Consider the following 26,192-nt stretch of genomic DNA (forward strand, 5'->3'; position numbering starts at 1 on the left):
ATCCCTAGTATTAACGGTGGATTTTTGGTGAATTTAAGATAGGCTGTGCGGCTAATTTAGCACAGCCTACTTTACTTAGGAGTCGTAATGACAGTAAAAGGCCGGATTCATTCGCTCGAATCCTTTGGTACAGTTGATGGTCCAGGCATAAGGTTTATTGCCTTTATGCAGGGCTGTTTAATGCGCTGCCAATACTGCCATAACCGTGATACGTGGGATCTGCATGGTGGTCGTGAAGTCGAGGTCGATGAGCTAATGGAACAGATCATTAGCTATCGCCCGTTTCTCGAATCGAGCGGTGGTGGGGTAACCGCCAGCGGTGGTGAAGCCATACTGCAAGCCGAGTTTGTTGCCGCCCTCTTCCATGCCTGTAAAACCCAAGGTATCCACACCTGTTTGGACACAAACGGCTTTGTCCGTAAATACACCCCTGTTATTGACGAGCTGCTCGATAACACAGATTTAGTGCTACTGGATATCAAACATATTGATGATGCCAAGCACATCGAATTAACCCAAGTCAGTAATCATCGCACCCTGCAATTTGCGCAGTACCTTCAAAAACGCCAACAAAAAACATGGATACGCTATGTGGTTGTCGGTGGATTTACTGATGATATTGACTCAGCTAAAAGCCTCGCTGAGTTTATTAAACCCATGAGTAACGTTGAAAAGGTTGAGTTATTGCCCTATCACGAACTCGGTAAACACAAATGGGAAGCCTTAGGTGAAGAGTATCAACTGAGCCATATTTCGCCCCCGAGTCGCGACACAATGGAACAGATAAAACAGATTTTTTTAGATGCTGGGATCAATGCAGTTTATTAATCACTATAGATTTTCCCAGTAACTGTTATCGAGACGTTCAAAGGCCATTTTTAAAATCACCGCCATATCGAGATAACATGCTTTTGCCCCTAAAGGGGCACAAGCAACACCCATGCTTTGCAGTTTGATTGATAAATTATTACACCAATCGAGCAAGCTTAACGGTAACGGATGCGTGGCTCGCCAGCCGAGCCAAAATAAACCTTGGATAGGTAAACTGATAAAAAACAACGCAATGGTAATGGCTTGCGGTAAAAAAGCCCAACCATAGAGATAAAGTTGACTGCCAGCAGCAATAATGGCTAACAACGGCATCAAGCGTAACGCCAGTTGAGTCGCCCTGACAACGCGATACTCTGGGAAATAAAAACTAAGTTGTTTGACCATGGGCCACGTTTTCATATAACGACGACCGTCCCCTAAGGTCTTAAACACTTTTACTGTCAATGATGACACCTAAACTTTGAGACACTGCCTTTACCATAGCACAATCGGTTTAAGAGTCCCAAGTACTCACGACTGGCTTAAGGTAGTTTATCAGCCCCATTAATGGGCAAAACACGTGGTTTGCACTACATATTAATGCAGCCATTACATTTTGGTGAACGCACCCGATTCATCTACTTTGCAAAAGGTTTTAAACATGTCAAATAAACTGGTATTGGTACTTAACTGCGGCAGTTCTTCATTGAAGTTTGCTATTATTGATGCCCTCACAGGTGATGACCAGATCTCTGGCTTAGCAGAGTGCTTTGGTCTTGAAGACTCACGTATTAAGTGGAAGGTTAACGGCGCTAAATCTGAAGCCAAATTAGGCGCTTTTACCGCTCACCGTGAAGCAGTTGAGTTCATCGTAACCAAAATATTGGGTGAACATCCGCAAATTGCAGAAAAGATCCAAGCGATTGGTCACCGTATCGTTCATGGCGGCGAGAAATACACTCAGTCAGTCATTATTGATGAAACCGTGCTTAAGGGGGTTGAGGACAGCGCAGTATTTGCACCGCTGCACAACCCTGCTCACCTGATCGGTATTCGCGCTGCACAAGCATCTTTCCCTGAGCTACCACAAGTTGCTGTATTTGATACTGCTTTCCACCAAACCATGCCTGAACATGCATACATCTATGCACTGCCATATAAACTATACCGTGAGCACGGTATCCGTCGTTATGGCGCACATGGTACCAGTCACCTATTCGTTAGCCGTGAAGCGGCGAAAGCCTTAGGTACAGAACTGAGCGACACCAATGTTATCTGCGCCCACTTAGGCAACGGTGCATCTGTTACAGCGATTAAAGGCGGTAAGAGTGTTGATACCTCAATGGGCTTAACACCGCTTGAAGGCTTAGTGATGGGCACACGTTGTGGTGATATGGACCCTTCTATCGTATATCACCTAATTCATCAACTTGGCTACACTGCAGATGAAGTCAACAACTTGATGAACAAGCAAAGTGGCCTACTGGGCATTTCTGAACTGACCAATGACTGCCGTGGCATCGAAGAAGGTTATCAAAATGGCCATAAAGGCGCGACACTGGCATTGGAAATTTTCTGCTATCGTTTAGCCAAGTATATCGCCTCTTATACTGTGCCACTCGGCCGCCTAGACGCATTGGTCTTTACCGGCGGTATTGGTGAAAACTCCGATCTTATCCGTGAAAAAGTGCTTAACTTACTTTCTATCTTCAATTTCGAAGTGGATAAAGAACGTAACACCGCAGCACGTTTTGGCAACCAAGGTCGGATAACCACTGACAATAGCCCAATCGCCATGGTTATTCCAACCAATGAAGAGTGGGTTATCGCCGAAGACGCGGTATCACTGCTCAATAAATAATAGTGAGTCGGGATTAACCCGTCTCGCCTAAGCGTAAATTGACCTGCAAGTGTTAACTTGCAGGGTAACTAGAGGTATTTATGTCTCGTAATATCATGCTCATACCTAACGGCACTGGTGTAGGCTTAACGTCTATCAGTCTCGGTATGGTTCGTGCGTTAGAGCGCCACGGCGTCAAGGTGCGTTTTTTTAAGCCTATCGCTCAGCAGCGTCCAACCGATACAGGCCCTGAACGTTCGACCACTATTTTAAGTAAGTCGCCTACAGTAAACCCGCTTGAGCCGTTCGATATGGCTCACGCTGAAAACCTGATCCGCAACGATCAAACCGATGTGTTAATGGAACAGATCATTGCGCGTGCTACTGAATGTGCCGATGCCAGTGAAACATTGATTGTCGAAGGTTTAGTGCAAACCCGAAACCATCCGTTCTCTGACGACATCAACTATCAGATTGCCAAAGCACTTGATGCGGATATTATTTTCGTCGCAGCGCCGGGAAATGAAACCCCAACGGCACTGATGAACCGCCTTGAAATTGCATTCAACGCTTGGGGCGGCATTAAAAACAAACGCATTATCGGCGCGATTATCAACAAGATCGGCGCACCTGTTGATGATGAAGGTCGTGCTCGCCCTGATCTGTCTGAAGTATTTGACCATCAAGATGTGCAGCGCCCCGATCCAGCAAGCATGTTCCAACTGCCAGGTAAGAGTAAACTGCGTATTCTAGGCAGCGTACCTTACAACTTAGATCTGGTCGCGCCACGGGCATCGGATCTGGCTAAGCACTTACGCGCGCGCATCATTAACGCTGGCGAAATGCATACCCGCCGCTTGCGCAAAGTAACCTTCTGCGCGCGCAGTATTCCTAACATGGTCACCCACATTAAAACCGACTCATTGTTAGTCACCTCGGGCGATCGCTCAGATGTGATTGTATCGGCTTGCCTAGCAGCAATGAACGGGGTCAAGGTTGGCGCACTGCTGCTCACGGGTAGCTATGAGCCAGAGCCTGAGATTATGGCATTGTGTGAGCAAGCCTTTGAAACGGGTTTGCCTGTGTTCCTTATCGACACTAACACATGGCAAACATCACTTAATATTCAACGTTTTGATCATGAAGTGCCTGTCGATGACGCCGTGCGTATCGAACAGGTACAAGAGTATGTGGCTAGCCATATCGACCAAAACTGGGTAGAGAGTGTGACCGAAAACTCACCTCGCGAACACAGACTCTCACCACCGGCTTTCCGTTACAAACTCACTGAAATGGCGCGTGCTGCGGCTAAAACCGTGGTATTACCCGAGGGCGACGAACCTAGAACCATCGAAGCGGCTGCCATTTGTGCACAGCGCGGTATCGCTCGTTGTGTACTACTAGGTAATCGCGAAGAGATCTTGCGTATCGCCAACCAACAAGGCGTTACACTGGGCGATGGCGTTGAAATTGTTGAGCCAGAATCCGTGCGCGAGCGTTATGTTGAGCCTATGCTCGATCTTCGTCGTCACAAGGGGCTGACTGAAGTCGTCGCGCGTGAACAGCTTGAAGACAACATGGTTCTTGGGACTATGATGTTAGCCCAAGGTGAAGTTGACGGTATCGTTTCGGGTGCCGTTAACACCACAGCAAACACTATTCGCCCACCGCTGCAGTTAATTAAAACCGCGCCGGGTTCAAGCTTAGTCTCTTCTATCTTCTTTATGTTGATGCCAGATCAAGTGCTGGTGTACGGTGACTGTGCGATTAATCCAGATCCAAATGCAGAGCAACTGGCCGATATCGCCATTCAGTCAGCGGAAAGCGCAGCAGCATTCGGTATTGAGCCTCGCGTGGCAATGATCAGCTACTCAACGGGTAGCTCGGGCACAGGATCTGATGTAGACAAAGTGCGTGAAGCAACACGTATCGCCAAAGAGAAGCGTCCCGATCTGATCATCGACGGACCACTGCAATATGACGCAGCAGTTATGCCTAATGTGGCCCGCTCTAAAGCACCAAACAGCCCTGTAGCTGGTCAAGCGACTGTATTTGTGTTCCCAGACCTAAATACCGGTAACACCACTTACAAAGCCGTACAGCGAAGTGCTGACTTGATTAGTATCGGTCCTATGCTGCAAGGTATGCGCAAGCCGGTTAACGACCTTTCACGTGGTGCATTAGTCGATGATATCGTCTACACCATCGCACTGACCGCGATTCAAGCTTCACAAAGTTAAGCCATGATCCCAAGGTAAGTCGTTACCCACAAAAAAGCCTGTCAATCGACAGGCTTTTTTATTATTGGAAATAAAAAAATATTAGAAAAGGACAAATAACTCAATCAAAATCACAATGCGTCAAAATTTAACCAATAGTTATTATCAATTAAGTTCAACGACTTAAAAGTTATGCATCTAGTCTTCAACATAGTTGTCCACAGATTCTGTGGATAACCGCAATAAGTTATTCATTAAGATATGCCTGATTGCTGCGCCATAGTCAAGCAATTTGTGGCAACAGGCCTTAAAATTGGTACCGCGGCAGGTTAACGTGTATTCTTATCGACTGTACACCTTGATGATGACACTTAACCTTGGTAGCTTTGCTCCCTTGTAGAGAAAACGACTGGTCAATTTATCGACATCCAAATCTGTTCGTAGATCTAACCTACACACAGGTAACGGCGAGTAGCTCTACCCCTTGCCAAGTCAATGCAGAGTCGCGATACTATTTAACAAACTTACCTATATAAACTTTATGAGAAACTTACTTTTTTTGGTGATGGTTTTACTTGCTGGTTGCAGTCAGGGTAGCGATCCGATGAAGGGAATACAAACCCCGGAGCAGGTGTCATTGGGATTTTTCAACGCCATCTATGTCGATAGGAATGTAGAACAAGCGCTGCAATATGTCGATGAGCCAATGCAGCAAGTCCTGCAGCATTACTATATCGCTTCAGCGGTACAACGCCATGTACTCAATCTATCAATGACAAATGTCACGCTAGAAATAGAAGAGATTGATATCGATTTTTTTCGTAAATTCACCAAAGACATTACGGTCATAGTGAAGTTCTTCGGCCAAAAAGACGGGCAGCAATGGATAGATGACCGTACTATTAGATTACATAAAATGGATAACCGCTGGGTAATAGTTGAGATATTACCTGAGAAAGGTAATTTAAATTAGGTTATTGATAAAAAGCAAAAAAATAGCAACCTGATGATTGCTATTTTTATCTGAAATCGGCCTTATGCACATTGTGGATAGGATAACGCTGACTCAGTTATGGCGTTAGCCATTAACATAATCCCTTATCCAAAAACGTTTCTTCATCCATTTCAACAGGCAGTGATTCCATCACTTCATCTTGAACTTGGTAATATGCGCTTTCGTAATCATATGCTTCCATAACGACTCCAGATAGTATTGTAGGATACAGGCATGCTTTATGAACGCATTTTGCCTTGGGTATTAATCTGCCTCTCAGCAAACTATGGCGTGCATACTAACATCAAAAAACGCCGACTTACAGAAAACTTTCAAAAGCGTTACCACTTAAAGGTTAAAAAACCACTTCACACAGAAGATATCGACAAAACCTGAAAGACTTTCAGATTGACATACGTTTTTAGCCCACATAATAACTATATTTTTAGTCAAAAGCATAAGTGATATTGAGAGCAAGACTATGACGCTACGCCATAGTCTTGAATAAGTAAAATCTCCTATTCAATAATTATGTTAGGGCGCTATCCTTCTTATGCTGATAACGCAGCACTTTAAGGGCTTTATTGGGATCTTTATCGCAATACACTTCAGGGTTAGCCAACTGCTCAATAAACGCTAAGCTAGGACTATGTTCTGCCACCTGTTGCATCAAAAAATCGATATCCAGTTCAGGTGCATTTAGACACAGCAAAATATCTCCCTCTTCAGATAAGAGGCTGGGAAGACGCCTTAATAATCTGGCGTAGTCTTTTGTTGCAACAAAACTGCCACGCTGATTACTCGGCGGATCGGCAATAATCAGATCATAAGGCCCAAATTTAGTTAGTTTGCCCCATGATTTAAAAATGTCATGGCCTAAAAAGCGGGCGCCATGAGCAAAACCGTTACGCAGATGGTTTTGCTTACCAATACTCAACGCGCCCTTACTCATGTCGATATTAACCACTTCATCGGCACCACCTTGCAGTGCCATCACTGAAAAGCCACAGGTATAAGCGAATAGATTAAGTACTTTCCGCTGCTTAGCGTGTTGCTTCACCCAGGCCCTACCCGCTCGCATATCGAGAAATAAACCGTGATTCTGCCCTCTTAACAGGTGAACCTGAAACTGTGCCTCATTCTCAGTAACATAATGGGGTTCAGGGACTTCACCTTGAAGCAGTTGGGTTTCTGTCTGACCGCCACAACGGTGTTGAAATACCAAGTTAAGGGCCTCTTGCCCTTTAAGTTGGTGCCAGCGCTGAGAGATTGCCGTTGTTAATACCTTAATTTCCTCATCATCGATGGCCTTAAAACTGGTTAAAAGTAATACCGGAGGAAACCAATCTAAACATAGGTGCTCACACCCAGTAAACATACCACCACGGCCATGAAAAAGGCGCTCTGCATCATCACCAAAAGTAGCGTGTTGCAATGCTTGTACAAATAATTGCATTAAATTTTATAACCTATTAATTAAGCCTGACTATCATTGTCAGCCACTGATTCATCGGTAGCGATATCAGCGATATCAGCCACCTCATCGACCTTATCGGCCAATAATACAGCTAACCAGCCACCACTCTCACTCGACTCTAGGGCAATCTTGACAATCATCGTCAGCGGCACAGATAACAACATGCCAACCGAACCTAATAGCCATCCCCAAAAAATTAATGATAAAAAAACAACCAAGGTCGATAAGCCTAACCCTCGACCCATATATTTAGGTTCCACTACATTGCCCATCACCATATTGGTTGCTAAATAGAGCAATGCTGTTCCGCCAGCGGCGGCAGGTCCAACCTGAATAAACGCTAGCAATACAGCAGGAATAGCCGCGATAATCGAGCCAATATTGGGAATATAGTTAAACAGAAACGCCACCACCGCCCACAGTAATGCGTAATCCACGCCAATCACAGTCAAGCCTATGCCAACTATGATACCTGTCCCTAGGCTAACTAGGGTTTTAATCACCATATATTGATTGACTGAATGCAGAAATTTATCGATCTGCTTTAAGCGCATGTCAGGATCATCCAAGGCGAAGTGTAATTTTTTAGGTAAACTTTCCGCTTCAGACCACATAAAGACGACGGTTAGGATGATCAAAAACAGATTAGCCATCACCCCGCCCACACTAGACAACATATTGCTGGTCATTGACAGAGCGGCACCTGGATCAAAATAAGCCAAGATCTGCTCACGTGATAACTCAATATTTAACGTTTGTAATTTCGTCAAAATCCAGGCGAATTGTTCGACTAACTGGTCACGATATTGCGGTAACTGACGTGAAAACTCGTTGATAGAACTGCCTACTAGTGAAGCCATCCAAAGTCCCATCAGTACGATAAATACCATCATAAAGAAAATCGCAATCGCCCTAGGGATCTTAAGTCGGGTCATCCCATTAATTGCAGGATTACAGATAGCCGCAATAAAAGCCGATAATACAAATGGTACCACTATCGGGCTAGCCGCCTTCATACCAGCTAAAATCACCACTATAAAGGCCATAATGGCAAAACCTTTAAATGCGACGCCTTGGTTTTCAAATCGAGCCATCTACATAATATCCTTATAAATAAACTATAAAATGATAAAGTGTGAATTGTATTAAGATACCACCACACTGCAAATGGTCACCTAACGCTATCTTCATTTATCGACTAACACCACTTACTTCAAACCAAATCATTCAACCTTGGTTTCACCATAGTGAATTAAATTATCGCACTATGATTAAATAAATCATTACTTTGATTGCAACCAACACCTTAGCAGAAACTGTGGATCACCGCTTTAGCAAACAACATAATGACTTAATTAGCCATTAAATATCATAGTCACTCATACACTCTAACCCAAACACTCAGGTTATCCCGACAGTGCAGCTCAAACGGGCACCAATACCTTGTTCTTAACAACCTTGCGTCATTGCCTAGATATTAGCGCCGATTAAATTATTAGCAATAATATGATCCTAACGATAATAGTTAGTGTATATTTTTGATAACGCACAAAAAAGTGGAGCAACCATGAAAATACTCATCACGGGAGGCACGGGCTTTATCGGGCGGCAACTCGTTAAGGCATTAAGCGCCGATAATGACATCACCATATTGACCCGCTCCGCGGGTAAAGCACATCTCGAGCTGGGCCATCAACATCGGCTCCTTGGCAACCTCAGTGCGTTATCCTCGCTAGACGGATTCGATGCAGTGATTAACCTTGCGGGCGAGCCAATTGCCGACAAGCGTTGGACCTTAGAGCAAAAACAGAAAATTTGTCACAGCCGTTGGGATATCACCGCACGGCTCAGCCAACTGTTTAACGCCAGTCAACATCCGCCGTCGGTGTTTATTAGTGGTTCGGCGATTGGGATCTACGGTAATCATGATGTTCACACCTTAATTGATGAGAGTTTTGAGTTAACTCAGCAGCATGAAGCTAGCCATTCTACTGATTTTGCCCATCGAGTCTGTTCACACTGGGAGGAATTAGCACTGGAAGCCGCTGACTGCACACGGGTTTGTATTGTACGCATTGGTTTAGTGCTAGGCCTTGACGGCGGCGCGCTGAAAAAGATGTTACTGCCCTTTAAAATGGGCGGTGGAGGCATTATCGGCTCAGGCAAGCAAGGGATGAGCTGGATACATCAAGCGGATTTAGTGGAACTCATCCTTTTCTTACTCCGCAATGATAAGTGTAGTGGCATTTTTAACGGCACGGCGCCCAATCCGGTGAGTAATAAAGACTTTACTAAAGCATTAGGCAAAGTGCTGCATCGACCCACTTTTTTACCTATGCCTGCTATGGCGCTGAATATTGCTTTAGGTGAGCTTTCACAATTGCTACTCGAGGGGCAATATGTCTACCCTAATCGTGCATTAGCAGCGGGTTATCAGTTTACATACCCACAACTACCCGAGGCACTAACCGCATTAATACAACATGATTAACGGTATAGATGACAGTGTCTAAGCTACCGCGCTGACACAAGAGGCCAGCGATCCCTGACGGAATCACCGGCCTCTATTTTTATGCTCAAGCTTTGAGTAACTCACCACACGACTTTTGCAGTAATTGACGGCAACGCCAGGTGCCTAACAAAGCCACAATTACGGCGCCAGACAGTGGCGCTAATATCCACCAATCCCAATGCATATACACAACAAGCTCAAACACTTGGGTCTTTAACAGATACAAGGTGAATTCGGCCACAACCACAGCCATCACCCCGGCTATCAGCCCCAATAAGGCAAATTCTAGTGCGGTCGCCATGCGCAATAACCAGCCCGATGCGCCAAACGTCCTTAACACGGCAAGTTCGCGTTGGCGCGTTGCCATGCCCGCTTCCGTTTGCGCCACCATCACTAAACTACTGGCGAGCAATACCAGAACCAGCACTAAGGTGAGCGATAACGACACTTGGTCGATGATCTCACGCAACTGCTTAACCATGGCGCCCACATCAATAATCGACACGGTTGGAAAGCGTTTAATCAACTCAAGTACCAGATGCTTTTGACTGTCTTCAAGATAAAAGCTAGCCATGGAGGTATACGCAAAAGGCGCTAACGCCTCTTGGGTGAAAATCATAAAAAAGTTGGGCTGTAAGGTTTCCCAGTGCACCGCACGTATACTGGCAATGTTCACCGTGAACCTTTGATTATCTATTTCAAAAGTTAATGCATCACCTAAATCAACGCCCAAGCGTTCTGCGACGCCAGACTCAATTGATACCTCATCACTGTCTTGGTTAAATGTGCCCGATAACAGATCGTTATTAGGAGGTAAATTATCACGCCAGGTCAGGTTGAGCTCTCTGGATATTCCCACCCGGCCTTGATCGCCCGCATCGGCTTGAGCCGATGAAATCAAGTCTTCGCCATTGATCTGCACCAAACGTCCACGGATCACCGGATAAATATCGGTAGCCTTTATCGCATTTTGACTAAAGTACTCATTAAGGGCTTGCTGCTCATCAGGAGCAATATTGACTAAAAAGTAATTAGGTGACCCCTCTGGCAGCTGCTGTTGCCACTCATTGAGCAGGTCTTGACGCAACGCAATGATAGTCAACAAGAGTACTAACGCACTACTAAAGCCCACCAGTTGTACCGCATTCTGTTTTGCTCGACGGCGCAGACCTGCTAATGCCAATTGCATAGGATTGGTAGTTTTCATGCCTACGCTGTGACCAGCCCTGATAAGCACAAAACCAAAGAGACTCAGCAGTATTCCTAACAACAATACACCAGCAACAACTGTCATGGTCAGCGCAAGGCTTTGCGAATACAAATAACCTAACAAGGCCATGGCACCGACACTCAAAACTAGGTGTAACCACATGCCAAACTGCACGCCTTCAAGCTGCCGCTGCAGCACCCTTAATGGCGGAATCGATAACAAGCGCATCAGCGGATAAGCCGAAAACATAAACGCCGAAATAAGCCCGGTTGCTACGCCCAATAAAAGCGGCCGAGCCAAGGGTGCGTCATAGTCGGCAATCGCTTGAGGTAAATAAGCGGTTAACATTGCATCAAGCGCGAGCCCACCAAGTAGCCCTAAAATAATGCCTAAACTGGTGACAAGTAAGAGATGCACGCCAAATAACACGCGAATTTGCTGGCTCGATGCGCCGAAGGTTTTAAGCATAGCGACGACGTCAAAATGGCGCTGACAATAGCGCTGAGCCGCAATACCAATAGCGGCGCAGGCAAGTGCGATACCCAGTAAACTGGCCAAGAGTAAAAAACGCTCCGCCCGTTTAACCGCACTGGCAATGGGAGAATCCCCCGATTGCACATCGACCCAGCGTTGGCTGTTGTTAAGCAGCGGTTTAACGGCCTCTTCAAATGAGGTTAGCTTATCGGCATCGCCCGCAAACTGATGAATATAACTGACTCGGCTGCCTGGTTGAATCACCCCCGTTTTCCCCACGTCCTCGAGACGCATCAATACCACAGGTGACGAAGCAAAAGGATTAAAACCCGCATCGGGTAGACGCGCTATCTCGGCGCCCAGGTGAAATTCGGCATTACCAATCTCAAGTGAGCTGGGGTAACTTAATATGCCACCCAGACGCGTCTCATACCATAAGGTGTCTGCTTGCGGTAAGGTATTGGTCACGCCATCAATTAACTCGATTTGACCTTTTAACGGGTAATTTGAATCTACCGCACGGACGGTAACCAGCTGAAAATTATCGTTAGCAAACACCATGGAATTAAACTGCATGCTCTGAGCGTGCGCGAGCCCTAGGGTATCTGCTATAGCTAAAATCTCGCTGTCGATGGGCGTTGGCGAATTGATAATACGGTCGGCGGCAATAAATTTAGACGCCTGCCCATTGATGGCAATTTGTAATCGCTCGCTTACCCGTGCTAGCCCTGTGACTGATAATACTGCTAGGGTAATGGCTAAGATGATCAGCAGAAGTTGGCCCTGAAACAGCTCACGCTTAAATAACTTCCATGCAATGCGCATCTCCATTAACTTGCCTCCATCGATGCCAACTTATCTGACTCATGGGAAGCGGTTTGCAGCGTTTCATCTGGCTCAGTTAACACTCCTGCCTGCATAATAAATTGACGCTCACAGCGGTTAGCCAGCTGCAGATCATGGGTGACTAAAACCAAGGTCGTGTCACTATCACGGTTAAGTTCAAATAACATATCAGCGACCTTGTCGCTGTTGGCACCATCGAGATTACCCGTAGGCTCATCGGCAAACAGCACCTTAGGCTCGCAGATAAACGCCCGCGCAATCGCGACACGTTGTTGCTCTCCCCCCGATAACTGGTTAGGAAAATGGGTTAAACGATGACTTAAACCAACGCGCTCGAGCATAGCTTCGGCCTTTTCACGGGCACGCTCAACCCCTGATAACTCTGCCGGCAACATCACATTTTCTAATGCATTGAGGGTATCTACTAGCATAAACGATTGAAAAATAAAGCTAACCTTTTCCTTCCTCAACCTCGCTTTACCTTCTTCATCAAGACCGTGCAATGCGACACCATCGAGATATATCTCGCCAGACGTCGGTGAGTCCAATGCCGCCAGTAACCCAAGCAAGGTCGATTTACCCGATCCCGAGGGGCCGAGGATCGCCACACTCTCGCCTAACTTGACATCCATCTTGATGCCGTTGAGGATAGTAAGCTCTCCCTCTTGGGTAGCCACTGACTTAATGAGATTATTTACCGTGATAGCGCTATTGTCTGACATAAAATCCTTATTCATCCTTCGCTTAAATGTTGTGTTGCGACTGCTCGGCCTCGGCCTAATGCTCAATATGGCCCCTGTCCATGCTAGCCCAATCTTGATACTAGGTGATAGCCTAAGTGCCAGTTATGGTATGGAGCAAGATCAAGGTTGGGTGCATCTGTTGCAACAAAAAATGCCCGATAAAACCATAGTCAATGGCTCTGTCAGCGGAGAAACCTCCGCAGGCGGCCTTCGTCGGTTACCAGGGCTGCTGAAATCAGTTAAGCCCAAACTGGTGCTTATCGAACTCGGTGGTAACGACGGTCTGCGCGGTTTTTCACCCAAGCAGCTAAAGACTAATCTTGCCGAAATGATCAGCCTGAGTAAACAAGCAGGCGCTAAAGTGCTATTAAGTGAGGTCATGGTACCACCTAACTATGGACCGCGTTACGCCAAAATATTTACTCAAGTTTATCAAGACTTAGCCAAGGAGCATCAAGTGACTTTAATGCCCTTTTTTATGACAGATATTGCCATACACCCTCACCTCATGCAGGCCGATGGTATCCATCCTAACCAAGCTGCTCAACCGCAGATTGCCGACTTTGTGCAGCCTTGGCTGTTAGATACGCAGCCCGCGTCGCTTTAGGATCAACCCTATGGCGTGTGTTGACGCTATGGTTAATCGTAGGGAGACTAAACCTCCCTACCTCTAAAGAGATAAATTGCACATCCCCCTCCTGATATTCGCCTCGCCGTAAATAGAGCCGATCCGCTGGATTATAAATACCGCTAACCATCTATTTTAATTATGTAAAAATGCGATGACTGAATAATAGTTACCACTTCTTTGCGGGGCAAATTGCCTACCACACCAAATGTTAATAAAATGTTGGCCAGATCTCATATTGAATATCTACGATGTCAGGGCAAGCTAGGACAGCTATAAGAAAAATAATGAGGAGAAACCATGTTCAACAACCGCCCTAAGTGGTTAATCACCACTCTCATTGCAGGTGCTGTCGCAATGTCACTTGCAGCCTGCTCTCAAGATGATGATACCCCTACAGTCACTGCGCCACCGACTGCCACCATTCCCGATGATCCTAGTGCAGGCTTTCCGGATGGTGCAATAATGATTGCTGCAGGTGATAACCTAACAACCCGAATTCAAGAAGCACTGATTAATGCACAAAGTAATGATGTGATTGTACTGCCAAAAGGCACCTTTAATATTGAGTCAACTTTGCTATTTGATGGTGATGTTGATGGCGATGGGGCTTATGCTAAAAACATTACGATTATGGGTTACGGTATGGAGGAAACCGTACTTAACTTTTCAGAATCAATAAGTGGTGACGGTATTTTTGTGCAAAATGCTGTCAACATTATCATCCAAGATCTATCGGTTAACGAAGCCAAAAATAATGGTATTAAACTCAAAAATACCAATGGCATCATACTACGGCGCCTCGCCACTATCTGGGAAGGTGCGCTAGACGAAAATAATGGCGCTTATGGCCTATACCCTGTTGAATGTGAAAATATTCTGATTGAAGATACCTATGTGCGAGGCAGTGCTGACGCTGGTATTTATGTTGGTCAATCTCAATATATCGTTGTGCGACGTAATATTGCCAAAGAAAATGTTGCGGGGATTGAAATCGAAAACTCTAAATACGCCGACGTTTACGATAATGAGGCCATGGGCAATACCGGCGGCATTCTGGTATTTGATTTACCCATTAATAACCATAGATATGGCTCAAGTGTCAGAATATTTAATAACAAAATATACGATAACAACACCCCCAATTTCGCCAACGCCTCAGCTAATCCGGCAGGTGTTCACATTGTTCCCCCAGGGACAGGGATAATCATTTTATCCACGAGTGATGTTGAAATTTTCAACAATCAAATAACGGATCATGACACGCTGGGGGTCACCATATCCAGTTTCTTCATTGCCGAGCCTGATATGGCCACTTTTGTTGGTAATTATGGTCAGCCGGGTCAGTCTATCGAAGATGGTTGGCGCGCGACCCCACGCAATATTTATCTGCATGATAACTTTATCAGCGAGTACGGGAGAAAACCCAACGGTTACTTGATTAATGACATCATCAAAGCTTATTTGTTCACTCATGGTGCCTTTCCAGGAGTACTTTATGATGGCCTTGGTGAACTCTTAGCCAATAATGGCAGCGCCGCTTATTTAGGCCTAAAAGAGATGCCCTTTGCTGACGATGGTAGCGATAATGTCTGCGCGAGTAACAATGGGGATGTCTCTTTCGGCCGTCTGTACGCTAACAGTAATACCGATATCAATATTGTGGATGTCTTATACGAAAGTAAACAAGCGGCATTAATGAACTGTGCTCAAGTGAGCCTTCCGGTCCACACGGTCACTTTTGGTGATCAAATCTTCGGTTGCGGCGTTGACGATAGCGTCGCAGGTTGTGATGGCGGAGTCTTAATCGGCGGCGGGGGCTCCATAGGTGAAGGTGAAGCGGACTTAATCGGCGATGGCGATTTAAGCTTATGTCAGTCGAACGATAGCGGAGTCAATTGGAGCGCGCTGTTAGCCTCTAACTGCCCTAATTTATCTGACTACAACTTATTTGCCGATCCGAGTGATCCAACAACAGGAGCAAACTCTGAGGGCCTGCCATATGATCTTAATACCGAGCTATTTACTGACTATTCCAGTAAGTACCGTTTTGTTTTCGTCCCAGAGGGGTTATTTGCTAGCTATTCTGCCAACGAAAGCATGGATTTCCCCGTGGGAACCGTGATAGCCAAAACCTTTGCCCTACCAGCTGATACCGCTCAACGTGGGGTCGATAATGAGAGCTTAGTTGAGACCCGCTTACTGATTAGACGCGCGTCAGGTTGGTCAGCCTTACCATATGTGTATAACGCCGAGCAAAATGATGCGATTTTAGCTAAAGCGGGTGCCATTCAAGCCAAACAGCTCATTCACAAAGGCGAAAACTTAAGCTTTGACTATGTGGTGCCGAGCATGAATCAATGTAAGCAATGTCATCAATTTAAAGCCGATGATACCAGTCAGGCAGTGTTTGTCCCTATAGGCCCTAAAGCTCGTCACCTCAATAAAGATTATGTTTATAGTGATGGCAATATGAATCAGTTGTTAAAATGGCAGTCAGCGGGCATTTTACAAGGTGTACCTGAGATAAATAGCATAGCTAAGGTACCATCATTTAACGACGGAGATGAGTTGGATTTAACCAGCCTCTCTGATGCCGAATTAATGCATAAAGCTAAGGGCTACCTAGATATTAACTGCGCTCATTGTCACCGCCCAGAAGGCAATGCCTCTAATACCGGACTAAAGCTTGAGTTTTGGCGAGCTTACGACGAAGACAGTGGATATGCACACGGTACCTGTAAATCACCAGTGGCTTATGGAGGCGGCACGCTAAGCTACGATATCGTACCGGGCAGCGCTGAAACCTCAATCCTCCATTTTAGGATGCATAGCACCACACCAGGCGATCGCATGCCAGAGATTGGCCGCAGTCTATCTCATGCCGAAGGTAGTGCTTTGATTGCACAGTGGATTAATCGTTTACCTCGTGCAAGTTGCTCACTGTAACACGCTAAAACCGTAAGGCTGCCTTGTGGCAGCCTTACTTCACTACAGCAATACACTCGGTCAATTCAGTTCTAATGATAACTAAAGCTGACGCTTAAAATACCCTGGAGGGTAACCCAACCAATGCTTAAAGCTTTGTCGAAAATGACTGACTTCTCCAAATCCCATCAATTCAGCTATTTCCTGCGTACTGCAATCTCCCTGCACGATTAACGCAATTGCGGTTTGGCAACGTACTTGGTCAATCAATTTCTGATAACTGGTGCCCGCCAATGCTAACCGTCGCCTAAGGGTTCGTGCCGAAACATTGTGTATTGTGGCCATTTGTTGCAGTTTTGGGGTATCCGGAAAGCCACGCTTTAACTCACATAATATTGACTCGATAAAAGAAGGTGTCGCCACGTAATTACGTTCAAAAGAGATAGCATGAAAATCAAAGCATATGGGCAGCGCGAGTTGCTGTCGATTAATAGACCATTCATAAAACGGGCTGTTATATCGCACATTGGCCTGAGTATAGTGTGGTAAAAAATCGCAGCTCGAATGAGTAACTTGTTTATCGACTAAACACAGTTGGTCCAGCACTATCGGCTGTAAAGTCAGTTGCCGTGCGATGGCGAGCATCGAACAAACACTATTTAAAAACTGTAATCTAAAGTGTCCTCTAGCAATTTTTGCGGTATTTAACCAGCGTAATGACAATACTTGCTTACCATTACCCAGTAAGGTATCAGAGACACTGCCCACCAACTGCGGAGACGAAATCACAAAATTTAAACAATCACCTAAGGTCGCACACCTCGATAAATGATGCAAGATATAGCCCAGATCCTGTAAGCGACAACTTGCCCCTAATTTCGCCCCTAACTCGAGATTGGCATCTAACTGACTTAAATAAGCCATGGCGTAATCCACCTGCCATACCGACACAAATTGCATTTGTGACACTTCACTTAAACCAATACCAATCTCTTGGCATAACCGCATCTGGTGCCTTTCACCATAATATTGTGCGACAAACATCAGTAAATTACGAAGTTCATATGCGGGGTAAGGTTGATCGCCAACCATGAGTGTTGCTTCAAAGCGTCGGGGAAAGTTCATAGAGTTAGCGTACTTTTATTCATTACCGGCTCTTTATCAACTGAGCACTAAATTAGTGTTTATTATTTATATAAGAATAAACCAGCAATGAACACCAGTATTAACCAAAACTTAACAATTAAACATTAACGCTATTGCGATCAAGACAGAGAACCAATAAAAAACCCGCCTTAAGCGGGTCTTAAAATATGCCGAGAAGTGATCAACTCATTGGTTGATTTTTTTCAGCCATACGATTAAAAATGGCATTTACACAGAGCGATGCACCATGGGCAATTTTATCTGCCAACTTTTTCTTCAATCGATAGCGCACTTTAATTACGGTTTTATCTTTAGCCAGATTCATAATCACATCATCGCTAGTAGATAGCGCATCGATTAATCCTAATGCTATGGCTTGCTGACCATACCAATGCTCACCCGTCGCCACTTTATCAAGATCAAGTTTAGGGCGGTATTTCGCGATAAACCCTTTAAATAATACATGGGTTTCTTCTAGTTCTTGCTGAAACTTTTCACGTCCCTCATCGGTGTTTTCCCCAAAAAGAGTCAAGGTTCGTTTAAAGTCACCCGCTGTATGTTGCTCATAATCGATATCGTGCTTTTTCAGTAAGCGATTAAAATTAGGAATTTGAGCAACCACACCAATAGAGCCTACGATAGCAAACGGTGCAGCGTAAATCTTATCGGCAACGCACGCCATCATGTAACCACCACTGGCAGCGACTTTATCCACACAGATAGTGAGCGGGATATTTGCACTGCGCAATCGATCAAGCTGACTGGATGCCAAACCGTAACCGTGGACCATACCACCGCCGCTTTCCACATTCACTACCACCTCATCGCCAGCTTCGGCAATGGTTAAAATAGCGCTGATCTCTTCACGCAGTGATGCCACTTCACTGGCGTCAAGACTGCCTTTAAAGTCAATGACAAATACCCTAGGCTCTACCTGTGTATCAGCATGGTTTTTTTCCGCCTTTTCTTTTGCTTTATCTTGCGCCTTACATTGCTTTTCGTAAGCCTTAAACTGCTTCTTTGACAGCAGCTCTTCTTTTAAATCGTGCTTTAATGACTGTAACTCTTCAGACAAATTAGTCAGTTTTAATTCGCCTTTATCTGCTTTCTGTTTAATCGCAGACGCCAATATCACCACCACTACCGCGATAATGGCGATAACGATAGTGACTGCCTTGGCAAGGAATAATCCATACTCGTACAAAAAATCCAAAATAAACTCCGTTTGAGGCTCTATTACTACCCTAAAAATGTGGCCGTTATTCTATCAGTACTACTTTGAATAACAAATGCAGTGATAAAAAAAACCCAGCATATGCTGGGCTTTTTATCTAATTATTCAAATCGCTACTGAGCGGCAACTGGGCACGGTTGAATCACCGACGCATCTTGAATTAAGATAGACGCCTGCTGCTTACCGGCCGTTAAGGCGAAAGTGGCAACTTGCTGCTGCATCTCTGCCGTTGCAGCGCCCGCTTTACCATCTGTGACACCAGGGATCTCACTTGGGCTGATGATAGAGCTATGATGACCCTTACTAAAGCGCACCGCACCCGAGCCAGCAGTGGTCGTATCGACACACTCAAGACCGAGATTTGCGATTAACGGCTCTGTACCTGAAACAGGGAAGTTCTCAACGCTATTGGGTAATACTTGATCCGGTAAGTTGCTACCATCACCTGCAATTTCAATTAAGTGAACCGGCAAACCTGTCGCCTTTAACGCTGCGGCGTGGTTAATTGGATCCATGCCATCCACCGCTGTTTGTACAGCAAACGCAAACGTCGGCAGGAACTGTGCGTATACCGCCTGAACAAGCGCTGCGTATTCAGGCGAACCTGGTTCATAGTTGGTGCTCTTATTGGCTTCATCCACTAAAGCTTGGAACGTTTCAGTGGCAGTAACATTGTTAAACAGTACTGGACCAAAAGTCGCTGAACCGATAAAGGTACCAGCAACACCACCCGCTGGCGCAACGAGCGATACCGCATTGAGCTTATGTACATAGCTTAAATCGGCACCATTTTCTGGGTGCGTTAAACCTGTGCTGGCATAGGTGGCAAAGTCAGTACCGACTATCGCCCCAAGACTCAAGCCTTGCGCGCTAATTTTAGTAATGTCGAACATCTGTGGCATCTGCGCAGCGGCTAGGCCGCCAGCTAATCCGGTCAATGCCGCACGAAGACCTAAATGATCGACAGTCGCTTGTCTGAAATTATCTCTGACCGACAAGGTACTGCCGATGTTGATAAAGACTAGTGGACTTCCATTTGTAAATGCATCTGGCGTCCCGACAACGGCACCATATGACGGGTCTGTCGCCGATACTTCATAGGTACCATCGCCATCAGCATCAAATGAACGCGCACCGTGCAGCGGCATATCGATAGCAATAGTCGCAACGCCCATGGCGGCATAGCTTCCGGCATAGGCAAGTGACATCTCTTTACCCCCGCCTAAGCCATGCATGGCAATTGTTGTCGGCCAACCAGCAGTAGGAGCAGTAAAGGGTAAACCTTGTGCGGTATAAAAAGCGGCTAATCTCTCTGCATTTGGCATAGAGATCAATACAGGGACTGTCTCACGACCTGTTGGCGCTGGGATCGGATTAAATTTAGTCAAATGCTTGGCTTTATCGGCGGCAGTGCCATCATCGAGCAGCCACGTTTTACCTGCCAGCAACGCTGGGTTAGCCAATCCTTGACTCGGATCGATACCGTGTGCCACCGCTTGTGCGCCAAAGTTTTGCTGACTCATAGTGCCAGATTGAAGCGCTAGCAGTACCGAGACTGGGCTATCGCCTAATGCTTTCCAATAGCCATTCCTGCCTGCGCTCCATTCATCATCGATACTGCCAGCACACCTTACAGAGTTACACTGCCCATAAGTTGGCAACGTCAGCTGTGCGACATAAACATCGGCAAGGCTCGATACGACATAAGCTGGACCATCGGCTTCCGTCAAACCAGCAGCCTCTGCCACGGTCAGGCCTAACGGATGTGGCATGGGGATTGTCATCGAAGGAGCAAATGGAGAGCCTTCTTGTAACATCAATAACTTAGTGGTCTCATAGACATCACTGATCGCTTGAGTGGTAAACAAAGCAGAATAACTGATGCTTGAAGAGTCAACACCGTGGGCAGCGGCAATGCCTTTTTCATAACTATTAACTAAACCTTGTAGCATTAACTGCTCAGGTGTCTCTAACGGCTTGGTTTCAATATCAAGCTTTAACAAGCCGTAAGTCGAAGATGGCGCAAGCGCACGGCCCTCTGAATCGTGTACCAGATTGGTGGTAGCATAAATATAAGATTGATTGGCTTTAAGTGGTTTAAGCGGAATAACGGCAATGGTGCTACCCGATGTGGTTGTGACAAAATCAATACCAAATTGCAGCTCATCGCCCACTTTACAGGCCGATACCGAAGCTGCCGCTTGGCATTCGGGATCGGTTGAAAGTGGCCCGCCGACCGTCGCTTCAAACAATCGCACCGCGCCAGGCTGAGCAACAGAGGCGGCATCTAATGTCAGCGCTTCGCCTTGACTGTTAGTCGCCAGAGCAACATTAATCGAAATTGGCGAGGTGGTAGACCAACCATCCAATGCCCCTAGCGCTATTGTGGGATCAGTGTAATCACCTTTCGCCTCACTTGGCGCATCGGGATCTGAACTTTTAGGAATAGTGATGGTACCATCGAGCGTACCACTAAAGAGCAGATCGTTAGGTAACGGCACTGCGCCATTAGCCGGATCAAATACTATTGTTGATTGAGGAGTCAACGGTTCGGTCTTATCCGCTAATTGCTCAACACTATCCTCGCTACAACCTGTCATTCCTAACGCGGATGCTATTGCAACACCCAAAAAGAGTCTTTTCATCTTTTTTCCCCAAATCTTGTTGTAATAATTTTGTTTTCCCCAAAAATTGGTCACAATAGTCTTCCTTGCGTGACCCGTAGGACTTTTTCAGCCCCTATCTCAGCTCAAGTTAACGTAAAATTATTGAGTTAGCTACATTTTTGTCACAACAAGGGGTACTAGAAAAGGTCGTAACTTAATCGTTTGTTTTAAACAACTGTTTTTGACTGTAATAAATCATAGAAATGGCGGGTAATTCCGCTAATAGGAAAAATTAACTCATGTTGGAATATCAGGCAGCAAAAGATTTACTTAAAGATAAAACCATATTGGTTACTGGTGCAGGTGATGGCATTGGACGCGCCGCTGCACTGGCATACGCTGAGCATGGCGCCACGGTGATCTTATTAGGCAAAACGGTCAAAAAGCTTGAAGCCGTATATGATCAAATTGAACAAGCCGGTTACCCAACACCTGCTATTGTGCCATTAGATTTAAAAGGCGCTACTGAGCAAAACTATATCGATATGGCCGAAACCATAGAACAGCAATTTGGCCACCTAGATGGTTTACTGCACAATGCCAGCTTATTAGGGGTGTTAGGGCCATTTGAGCATATCTCACTCGATTCGGTAAGAGATGTATTGCAAGTCAACGTGGTTGCCGAGATCATGATGACCAAGGCATTATTACCCGTGATGAAGAAAGCGCCATCGGCATCGCTCATTTTTACCTCAAGCAGTGTTGGCCGTCAGGGCCGCGCATTTTGGGGCGAATATGCTATTTCAAAATTCGCCACCGAAGGCATGATGCAATCCATTGCCCATGAATACCAAGGGACTTCCCTGCGCGCCAATAGCATCAACCCTGGGGCGACTCGCACAGGTATGCGGGCCAACGCCTACCCAGCAGAAAACCCACAAACCTTGAAAACCCCAGAAGAGCTCATGCCAACCTACTTATACCTAATGGGTGATGACTCTAGTGACATTACAGGCCAGCAATTTAACGCCCAATAGCCTGATTGAATTATAAAAAAGGGAAGCTTGCGCTTCCCTTTTCTATGCATCAACTATAAAAATTATCTATTTATATTTGCGCATCACTAAAGTGGCATTAGTGCCACCGAAGCCAAAGCTATTACTCATAATAGTATTAAGCTCCGCCTCACGATATTCAGTCACAATCGGCATGCCTTTAGCTTTTTCATCGACGTTATCGATATTGATGCTCGGCGCAATAAAGCCGCTTTCCATCATGATAAGACTATAGATCGCTTCATGAACACCAGCTGCACCCAGAGCATGCCCCGTCAGTGACTTAGTAGAAGCTATCGGTGGAAGCTTATCACCAAAGGTTTCGGCTAATGCTTCTAGTTCACGCATGTCACCTACTGGTGTCGACGTACCATGGGTATTGATATAATCGATAGGGGTATCGACATCGGCAAGCGCCATTTGCATACAACGCACTGCACCTTCGCCTGATGGCGCAACCATGTCATAACCATCTGATGATGCGCCGTAACCCACCACTTCGGCATAAATTTTTGCACCGCGCGCTAGTGCATGCTCAAGTTCTTCAACGACCACGATTCCGCCACCGCCAGAGATAACAAAACCATCACGGTCAGCATCATAGGTACGAGAGGCTTTTTCCGGGCAATCGTTATACTTAGTCGATAGCGCGCCCATGGCGTCAAAGCCCATGGTCAAAGTCCAATCAACCTCTTCTGCACCACCAGCAAACACCATATCTTGTTTGCCCATCTGAATAAGCTCAACCGCATGACCAATACAGTGCGCACTGGTAGCACAGGCAGAACTAATCGAATAGTTCATGCCTTTAATTTTGAATGGAGTAGCAAGACAAGCGCTAGCCGTGCTCGACATAATACGTGGCACAATGTAAGGACCAACGCGCTTAACGCCTTTTTCACGCAGGGTATCGGCAGCTTGTACCTGGTTGGCCGATGATGCGCCGCCCGTACCTGCGATAATACCAACGCGATGATGTGAGTATTGCTCTTCTGTTAGCCCTGCATCATTAATCGCTTGCTCCATGGCAATGTACGCATAAGCTGCGGCATCGCCCATAAAACGTAATGCTTTACGATCGATATGTTCTTTAGGGTCTAACTTAATGTCGCCCCAAACATGGCTACGAAGCTTCATTTCTTCAAACTGATCTGAGTGGGTGATCCCACTACGACCTGCTTTAAGTGACTCGGTGACTTCTTGCTTGTTATTACCAATACTTGAAACTATGCCAAGTCCGGTGATCACGACTCTTTTCATTATTTACTGTCCATTCCGTACGTTTAGTACCAATTTTGCTGGGCCAATAGTAGCGCTTTTAACGCAATTAAGTGGTCAGCTTTCCATAAAGGCAGGTAAAATAATGCCTAATATCATCGTCAGAGTAAAATCATTGGCTAACGAACCTGAAAATAAAACCCCAATTTGTGTAAACAAAAGTGTCATTGATTCTATTTTGGCACACCTTTATCCTGCAGCACACCGACCTATGATGTTGGGTATCATAGGTCCTGGCCTTGAATCTGTCATCAAACAGTTGCTCAGCCATATCGGCCATTCACCTCAACAAAGCCCATTAAGACTGCACTACTTTGTTGCACAGGCGAGTGATTTAAGCTCCCTTGCACAGCAATGCCAACCATTTGATGCCATTGTACAGCAGCTTGATGACATCAGCATGTCGGCAGTGGCTGGCTGTCATCGGGTTATTGGCTTCAATGGTGCCTTATCGATAGATGTGCACATAGACCAAACCGTACAAGCATTAAAACAACTCGCTACTGCTGAGCAAACCTTTGGTGCGTGGATGTTCAGCAAAGCTCAAGCCTCTCAATTAGATCACCCGCTAGCATGGCAGCTCGCGAGATTATCCGATGATGACGCAAGCGTAATACTGGCGGCTTACCCCAATGAATCACTCAGTACCTCGGTGCAGCAACAGCTGAGTAACGTCACCCAGCTTTGCGGCTTTCGTTTATTACAGTGGCCGTTAGAACCGCTCAGTGAAATGACGCTCCTTAGCCATCCCGATCCGGTCAGTCTGGATATTGCTAAAAAAGAGCGCGCCGCATTACGTTACCAGCAGCAACAAACCTTTGCCTATAATCCGCTAAAAAGTGCCACAGACGGTAATACCGCCATTATCGGCGGCGGCGTGGCCAGTGGCTGCTTGGCCTTATCACTTGCCGAGCGCGGCCAGGCACTGACGCTATTTTGCATGGATAACGCCCCAGGCCAACAGGCCTCTGGCAATAAACAAGGGGCAATCTATCCGCTATTGACACCAGAAGATGGGCCATTGAGCCAATTTTTTCTGCAAGGATACCTGTTTAGTCGCCAGCGGATTAATGCCCTCGTTAAGCAAGGATACAAGATTAATCATGATTTTTGCGGTGTCTTGCAAACAGGCCATGATGATCGCAGTGCCAAGCGCTTGCATAAAATCATCACCGCCAGAGCCTGGGCTGATACCATAGCTAAGCCTCTTACTGGCGCCCAAGCCAGTGCTATCGCAGGGATAGAGATAGGCATAGACGCTATCTATTACCCCTTGGGTGGCTGGGTTAACCCACAGCAACTAACCACCGCTGCCATAGAAAAAGCCACCACACTGAGTGATGTGACGTGCCACTTTAATACCCAAGTGACCGCCATTGAGCGGCGTGATAATCAGTGGTACATCAATGCACAAGTGGGTCATAAGCAACAAGCGTTTGGGCCATTTGCCAACCTGGTTCTGGCCAATGGTCGCCACTTAACCGGTTTTTCGCAAACCGCACAACTTCCGATCAGCGGCTTTAGGGGACAAGTTAGCCATATTCCATCACGTTTTGCGCTTAAAAAGCTCACTACGGTACTGTGCTCTCACGGCTACCTAACGCCAGCCCATGACGAACTGCATTGCACTGGGGCTAGCTATATTAAAGATCCCGATAACCTTGATTACAGTGTGACCGAACAGCTGGATAACTTAGATAAAATACGCACCAGCTACCAAACTGACTGGACTAAAGATGTCGATATTAGCGGCCATAGCGCCCGCGTAGGAGTGCGTATGGTGACCCGAGATCACGCCCCTATGATGGGCTGCGCGCCAGATTATGATGCCATCATCGACGCCTACCAAACCCAGCAACACACTAAATCGAGCGCGCAGTATTGGCAACATACCCAGGCACCGATCCACGATGGACTCTTTATATTAGGAGGACTGGGCTCGCGCGGTCTGACCTCGGGCCCGTTAGCGGCAGAGTTGCTGGCAGCGCAAATGTGCGGCGAATTGATCCCAACCACGACACCCATTCTAGGCTTGTTGAATCCCAACCGGATGTGGATGAGAAAATTGATTAAAGGCAAAGCACTGATGTGACATCAGGTTACTTATATAAGCTATAAGCAAGCAAATATGTAAGTAAGCAAGAACGATGATTGCTGAAGCTGCGGATATTATTGAAAGATATGTGTGACGG

The 26,192-nt window shown here is 46.1% G+C and carries 18 protein-coding genes; 9 read left to right on the top strand and 9 right to left on the bottom strand.

Annotated elements, in window-relative coordinates; all coding sequences use genetic code 11:
• Positions 1 to 87: 87 nt before the first annotated feature.
• Positions 88 to 828, top strand: coding sequence for a pyruvate formate lyase 1-activating protein (gene pflA, locus AC5YBX_RS10735; RefSeq protein WP_494521490.1), 741 nt, complete (start codon positions 88 to 90; stop codon positions 826 to 828).
• A 3-nt stretch (positions 829 to 831) separates the two neighbouring features.
• On the opposite strand, the gene yfbV is transcribed toward pflA, so the two are convergent.
• Positions 832 to 1,275 carry a terminus macrodomain insulation protein YfbV gene (gene yfbV, locus AC5YBX_RS10740; protein ID WP_494521489.1) on the bottom strand — a complete coding sequence of 148 codons (444 nt, stop codon included), beginning with the start codon at positions 1,273 to 1,275 and terminating at the stop codon, positions 832 to 834.
• Between the two features lie 196 nt (positions 1,276 to 1,471).
• Here yfbV and ackA point away from each other — a divergent pair, with 196 nt between their 5' ends.
• The 3 genes from ackA (at position 1,472) to AC5YBX_RS10755 (ending at position 5,842) form a co-directional block, all read left to right on the top strand.
• Entirely contained in the window at positions 1,472 to 2,671 is a 1,200-nt protein-coding gene (ackA, locus tag AC5YBX_RS10745; RefSeq protein WP_494521488.1) for an acetate kinase, read from the top strand.
• Between the two features lie 80 nt (positions 2,672 to 2,751).
• On the top strand, positions 2,752 to 4,890 hold the full coding sequence (pta, locus tag AC5YBX_RS10750) for a phosphate acetyltransferase (protein ID WP_494523647.1): 2,139 nt from the start codon (positions 2,752 to 2,754) through the stop codon (positions 4,888 to 4,890).
• 520 nt (positions 4,891 to 5,410) lie between these two features.
• Complete coding sequence (locus tag AC5YBX_RS10755) at positions 5,411 to 5,842, top strand: nuclear transport factor 2 family protein (RefSeq protein ID WP_494523648.1); 432 nt, start codon at positions 5,411 to 5,413, stop codon at positions 5,840 to 5,842.
• Between the two features lie 550 nt (positions 5,843 to 6,392).
• On the opposite strand, the gene AC5YBX_RS10760 is transcribed toward AC5YBX_RS10755, so the two are convergent.
• Positions 6,393 to 7,319 carry a class I SAM-dependent methyltransferase gene (locus AC5YBX_RS10760; RefSeq protein WP_494523649.1) on the bottom strand — a complete coding sequence of 309 codons (927 nt, stop codon included), beginning with the start codon at positions 7,317 to 7,319 and terminating at the stop codon, positions 6,393 to 6,395.
• Positions 7,320 to 7,339: 20 nt separating this feature from the next.
• Positions 7,340 to 8,434, bottom strand: coding sequence for an AI-2E family transporter (locus AC5YBX_RS10765; RefSeq protein ID WP_494521484.1), 1,095 nt, complete (start codon positions 8,432 to 8,434; stop codon positions 7,340 to 7,342).
• Between the two features lie 473 nt (positions 8,435 to 8,907).
• On the opposite strand from AC5YBX_RS10765, the gene AC5YBX_RS10770 reads away from it, so the two are divergent.
• Entirely contained in the window at positions 8,908 to 9,831 is a 924-nt protein-coding gene (locus AC5YBX_RS10770; protein ID WP_494523650.1) for a TIGR01777 family oxidoreductase, read from the top strand.
• An 85-nt stretch (positions 9,832 to 9,916) separates the two neighbouring features.
• Here the strand turns inward: AC5YBX_RS10770 and AC5YBX_RS10775 are convergent, their stop codons facing one another.
• The gene (locus tag AC5YBX_RS10775; RefSeq protein ID WP_494521482.1) at positions 9,917 to 12,367 is read right to left on the bottom strand and encodes an ABC transporter permease; all 2,451 of its coding nucleotides are present in this window, start codon (positions 12,365 to 12,367) and stop codon (positions 9,917 to 9,919) included.
• Positions 12,367 to 13,104: an ABC transporter ATP-binding protein gene (locus AC5YBX_RS10780; protein ID WP_494521481.1), complete on the bottom strand. Its 738-nt coding sequence runs from the start codon at positions 13,102 to 13,104 to the stop codon at positions 12,367 to 12,369. The genes AC5YBX_RS10775 and AC5YBX_RS10780 overlap by 1 nt, the downstream gene beginning before the upstream one ends.
• Positions 13,105 to 13,162: 58 nt before the next feature.
• Between AC5YBX_RS10780 and AC5YBX_RS10785 the strand changes: the two genes are divergently transcribed.
• Positions 13,163 to 13,732, top strand: coding sequence for an arylesterase (locus tag AC5YBX_RS10785; protein WP_494523651.1), 570 nt, complete (start codon positions 13,163 to 13,165; stop codon positions 13,730 to 13,732).
• A gap of 321 nt (positions 13,733 to 14,053) precedes the next feature.
• Positions 14,054 to 16,702, top strand: coding sequence for a parallel beta-helix domain-containing protein (locus tag AC5YBX_RS10790; RefSeq protein ID WP_494521479.1), 2,649 nt, complete (start codon positions 14,054 to 14,056; stop codon positions 16,700 to 16,702).
• An 81-nt stretch (positions 16,703 to 16,783) separates the two neighbouring features.
• Here the strand turns inward: AC5YBX_RS10790 and AC5YBX_RS10795 are convergent, their stop codons facing one another.
• The 3 genes from AC5YBX_RS10795 to AC5YBX_RS10805 form a co-directional block, all read right to left on the bottom strand.
• Entirely contained in the window at positions 16,784 to 17,806 is a 1,023-nt protein-coding gene (locus tag AC5YBX_RS10795) for an AraC family transcriptional regulator (RefSeq protein WP_494523652.1), read from the bottom strand.
• Between the two features lie 202 nt (positions 17,807 to 18,008).
• On the bottom strand, positions 18,009 to 19,040 hold the full coding sequence (sohB, locus tag AC5YBX_RS10800; RefSeq protein ID WP_494523653.1) for a protease SohB: 1,032 nt from the start codon (positions 19,038 to 19,040) through the stop codon (positions 18,009 to 18,011).
• Between the two features lie 134 nt (positions 19,041 to 19,174).
• The gene (locus tag AC5YBX_RS10805; RefSeq protein ID WP_494523654.1) at positions 19,175 to 21,706 is read right to left on the bottom strand and encodes a VolA/Pla-1 family phospholipase; all 2,532 of its coding nucleotides are present in this window, start codon (positions 21,704 to 21,706) and stop codon (positions 19,175 to 19,177) included.
• Between the two features lie 260 nt (positions 21,707 to 21,966).
• On the opposite strand from AC5YBX_RS10805, the gene AC5YBX_RS10810 reads away from it, so the two are divergent.
• Positions 21,967 to 22,704 (top strand): YciK family oxidoreductase, encoded by a 738-nt coding sequence (locus AC5YBX_RS10810; RefSeq protein WP_494521475.1) that lies wholly within the window; start codon positions 21,967 to 21,969, stop codon positions 22,702 to 22,704.
• A gap of 66 nt (positions 22,705 to 22,770) precedes the next feature.
• Here AC5YBX_RS10810 and fabB read toward each other — a convergent pair whose 3' ends face one another.
• On the bottom strand, positions 22,771 to 23,982 hold the full coding sequence (gene fabB, locus AC5YBX_RS10815; RefSeq protein WP_475514231.1) for a beta-ketoacyl-ACP synthase I: 1,212 nt from the start codon (positions 23,980 to 23,982) through the stop codon (positions 22,771 to 22,773).
• 103 nt (positions 23,983 to 24,085) lie between these two features.
• Between fabB and mnmC1 the strand changes: the two genes are divergently transcribed.
• Entirely contained in the window at positions 24,086 to 26,092 is a 2,007-nt protein-coding gene (gene mnmC1 / locus AC5YBX_RS10820) for an FAD-dependent 5-carboxymethylaminomethyl-2-thiouridine(34) oxidoreductase MnmC1 (RefSeq protein WP_494523655.1), read from the top strand.
• Positions 26,093 to 26,192 lie beyond the last annotated feature (100 nt).

Source organism: Shewanella sp. 492 (assembly GCF_059338445.1).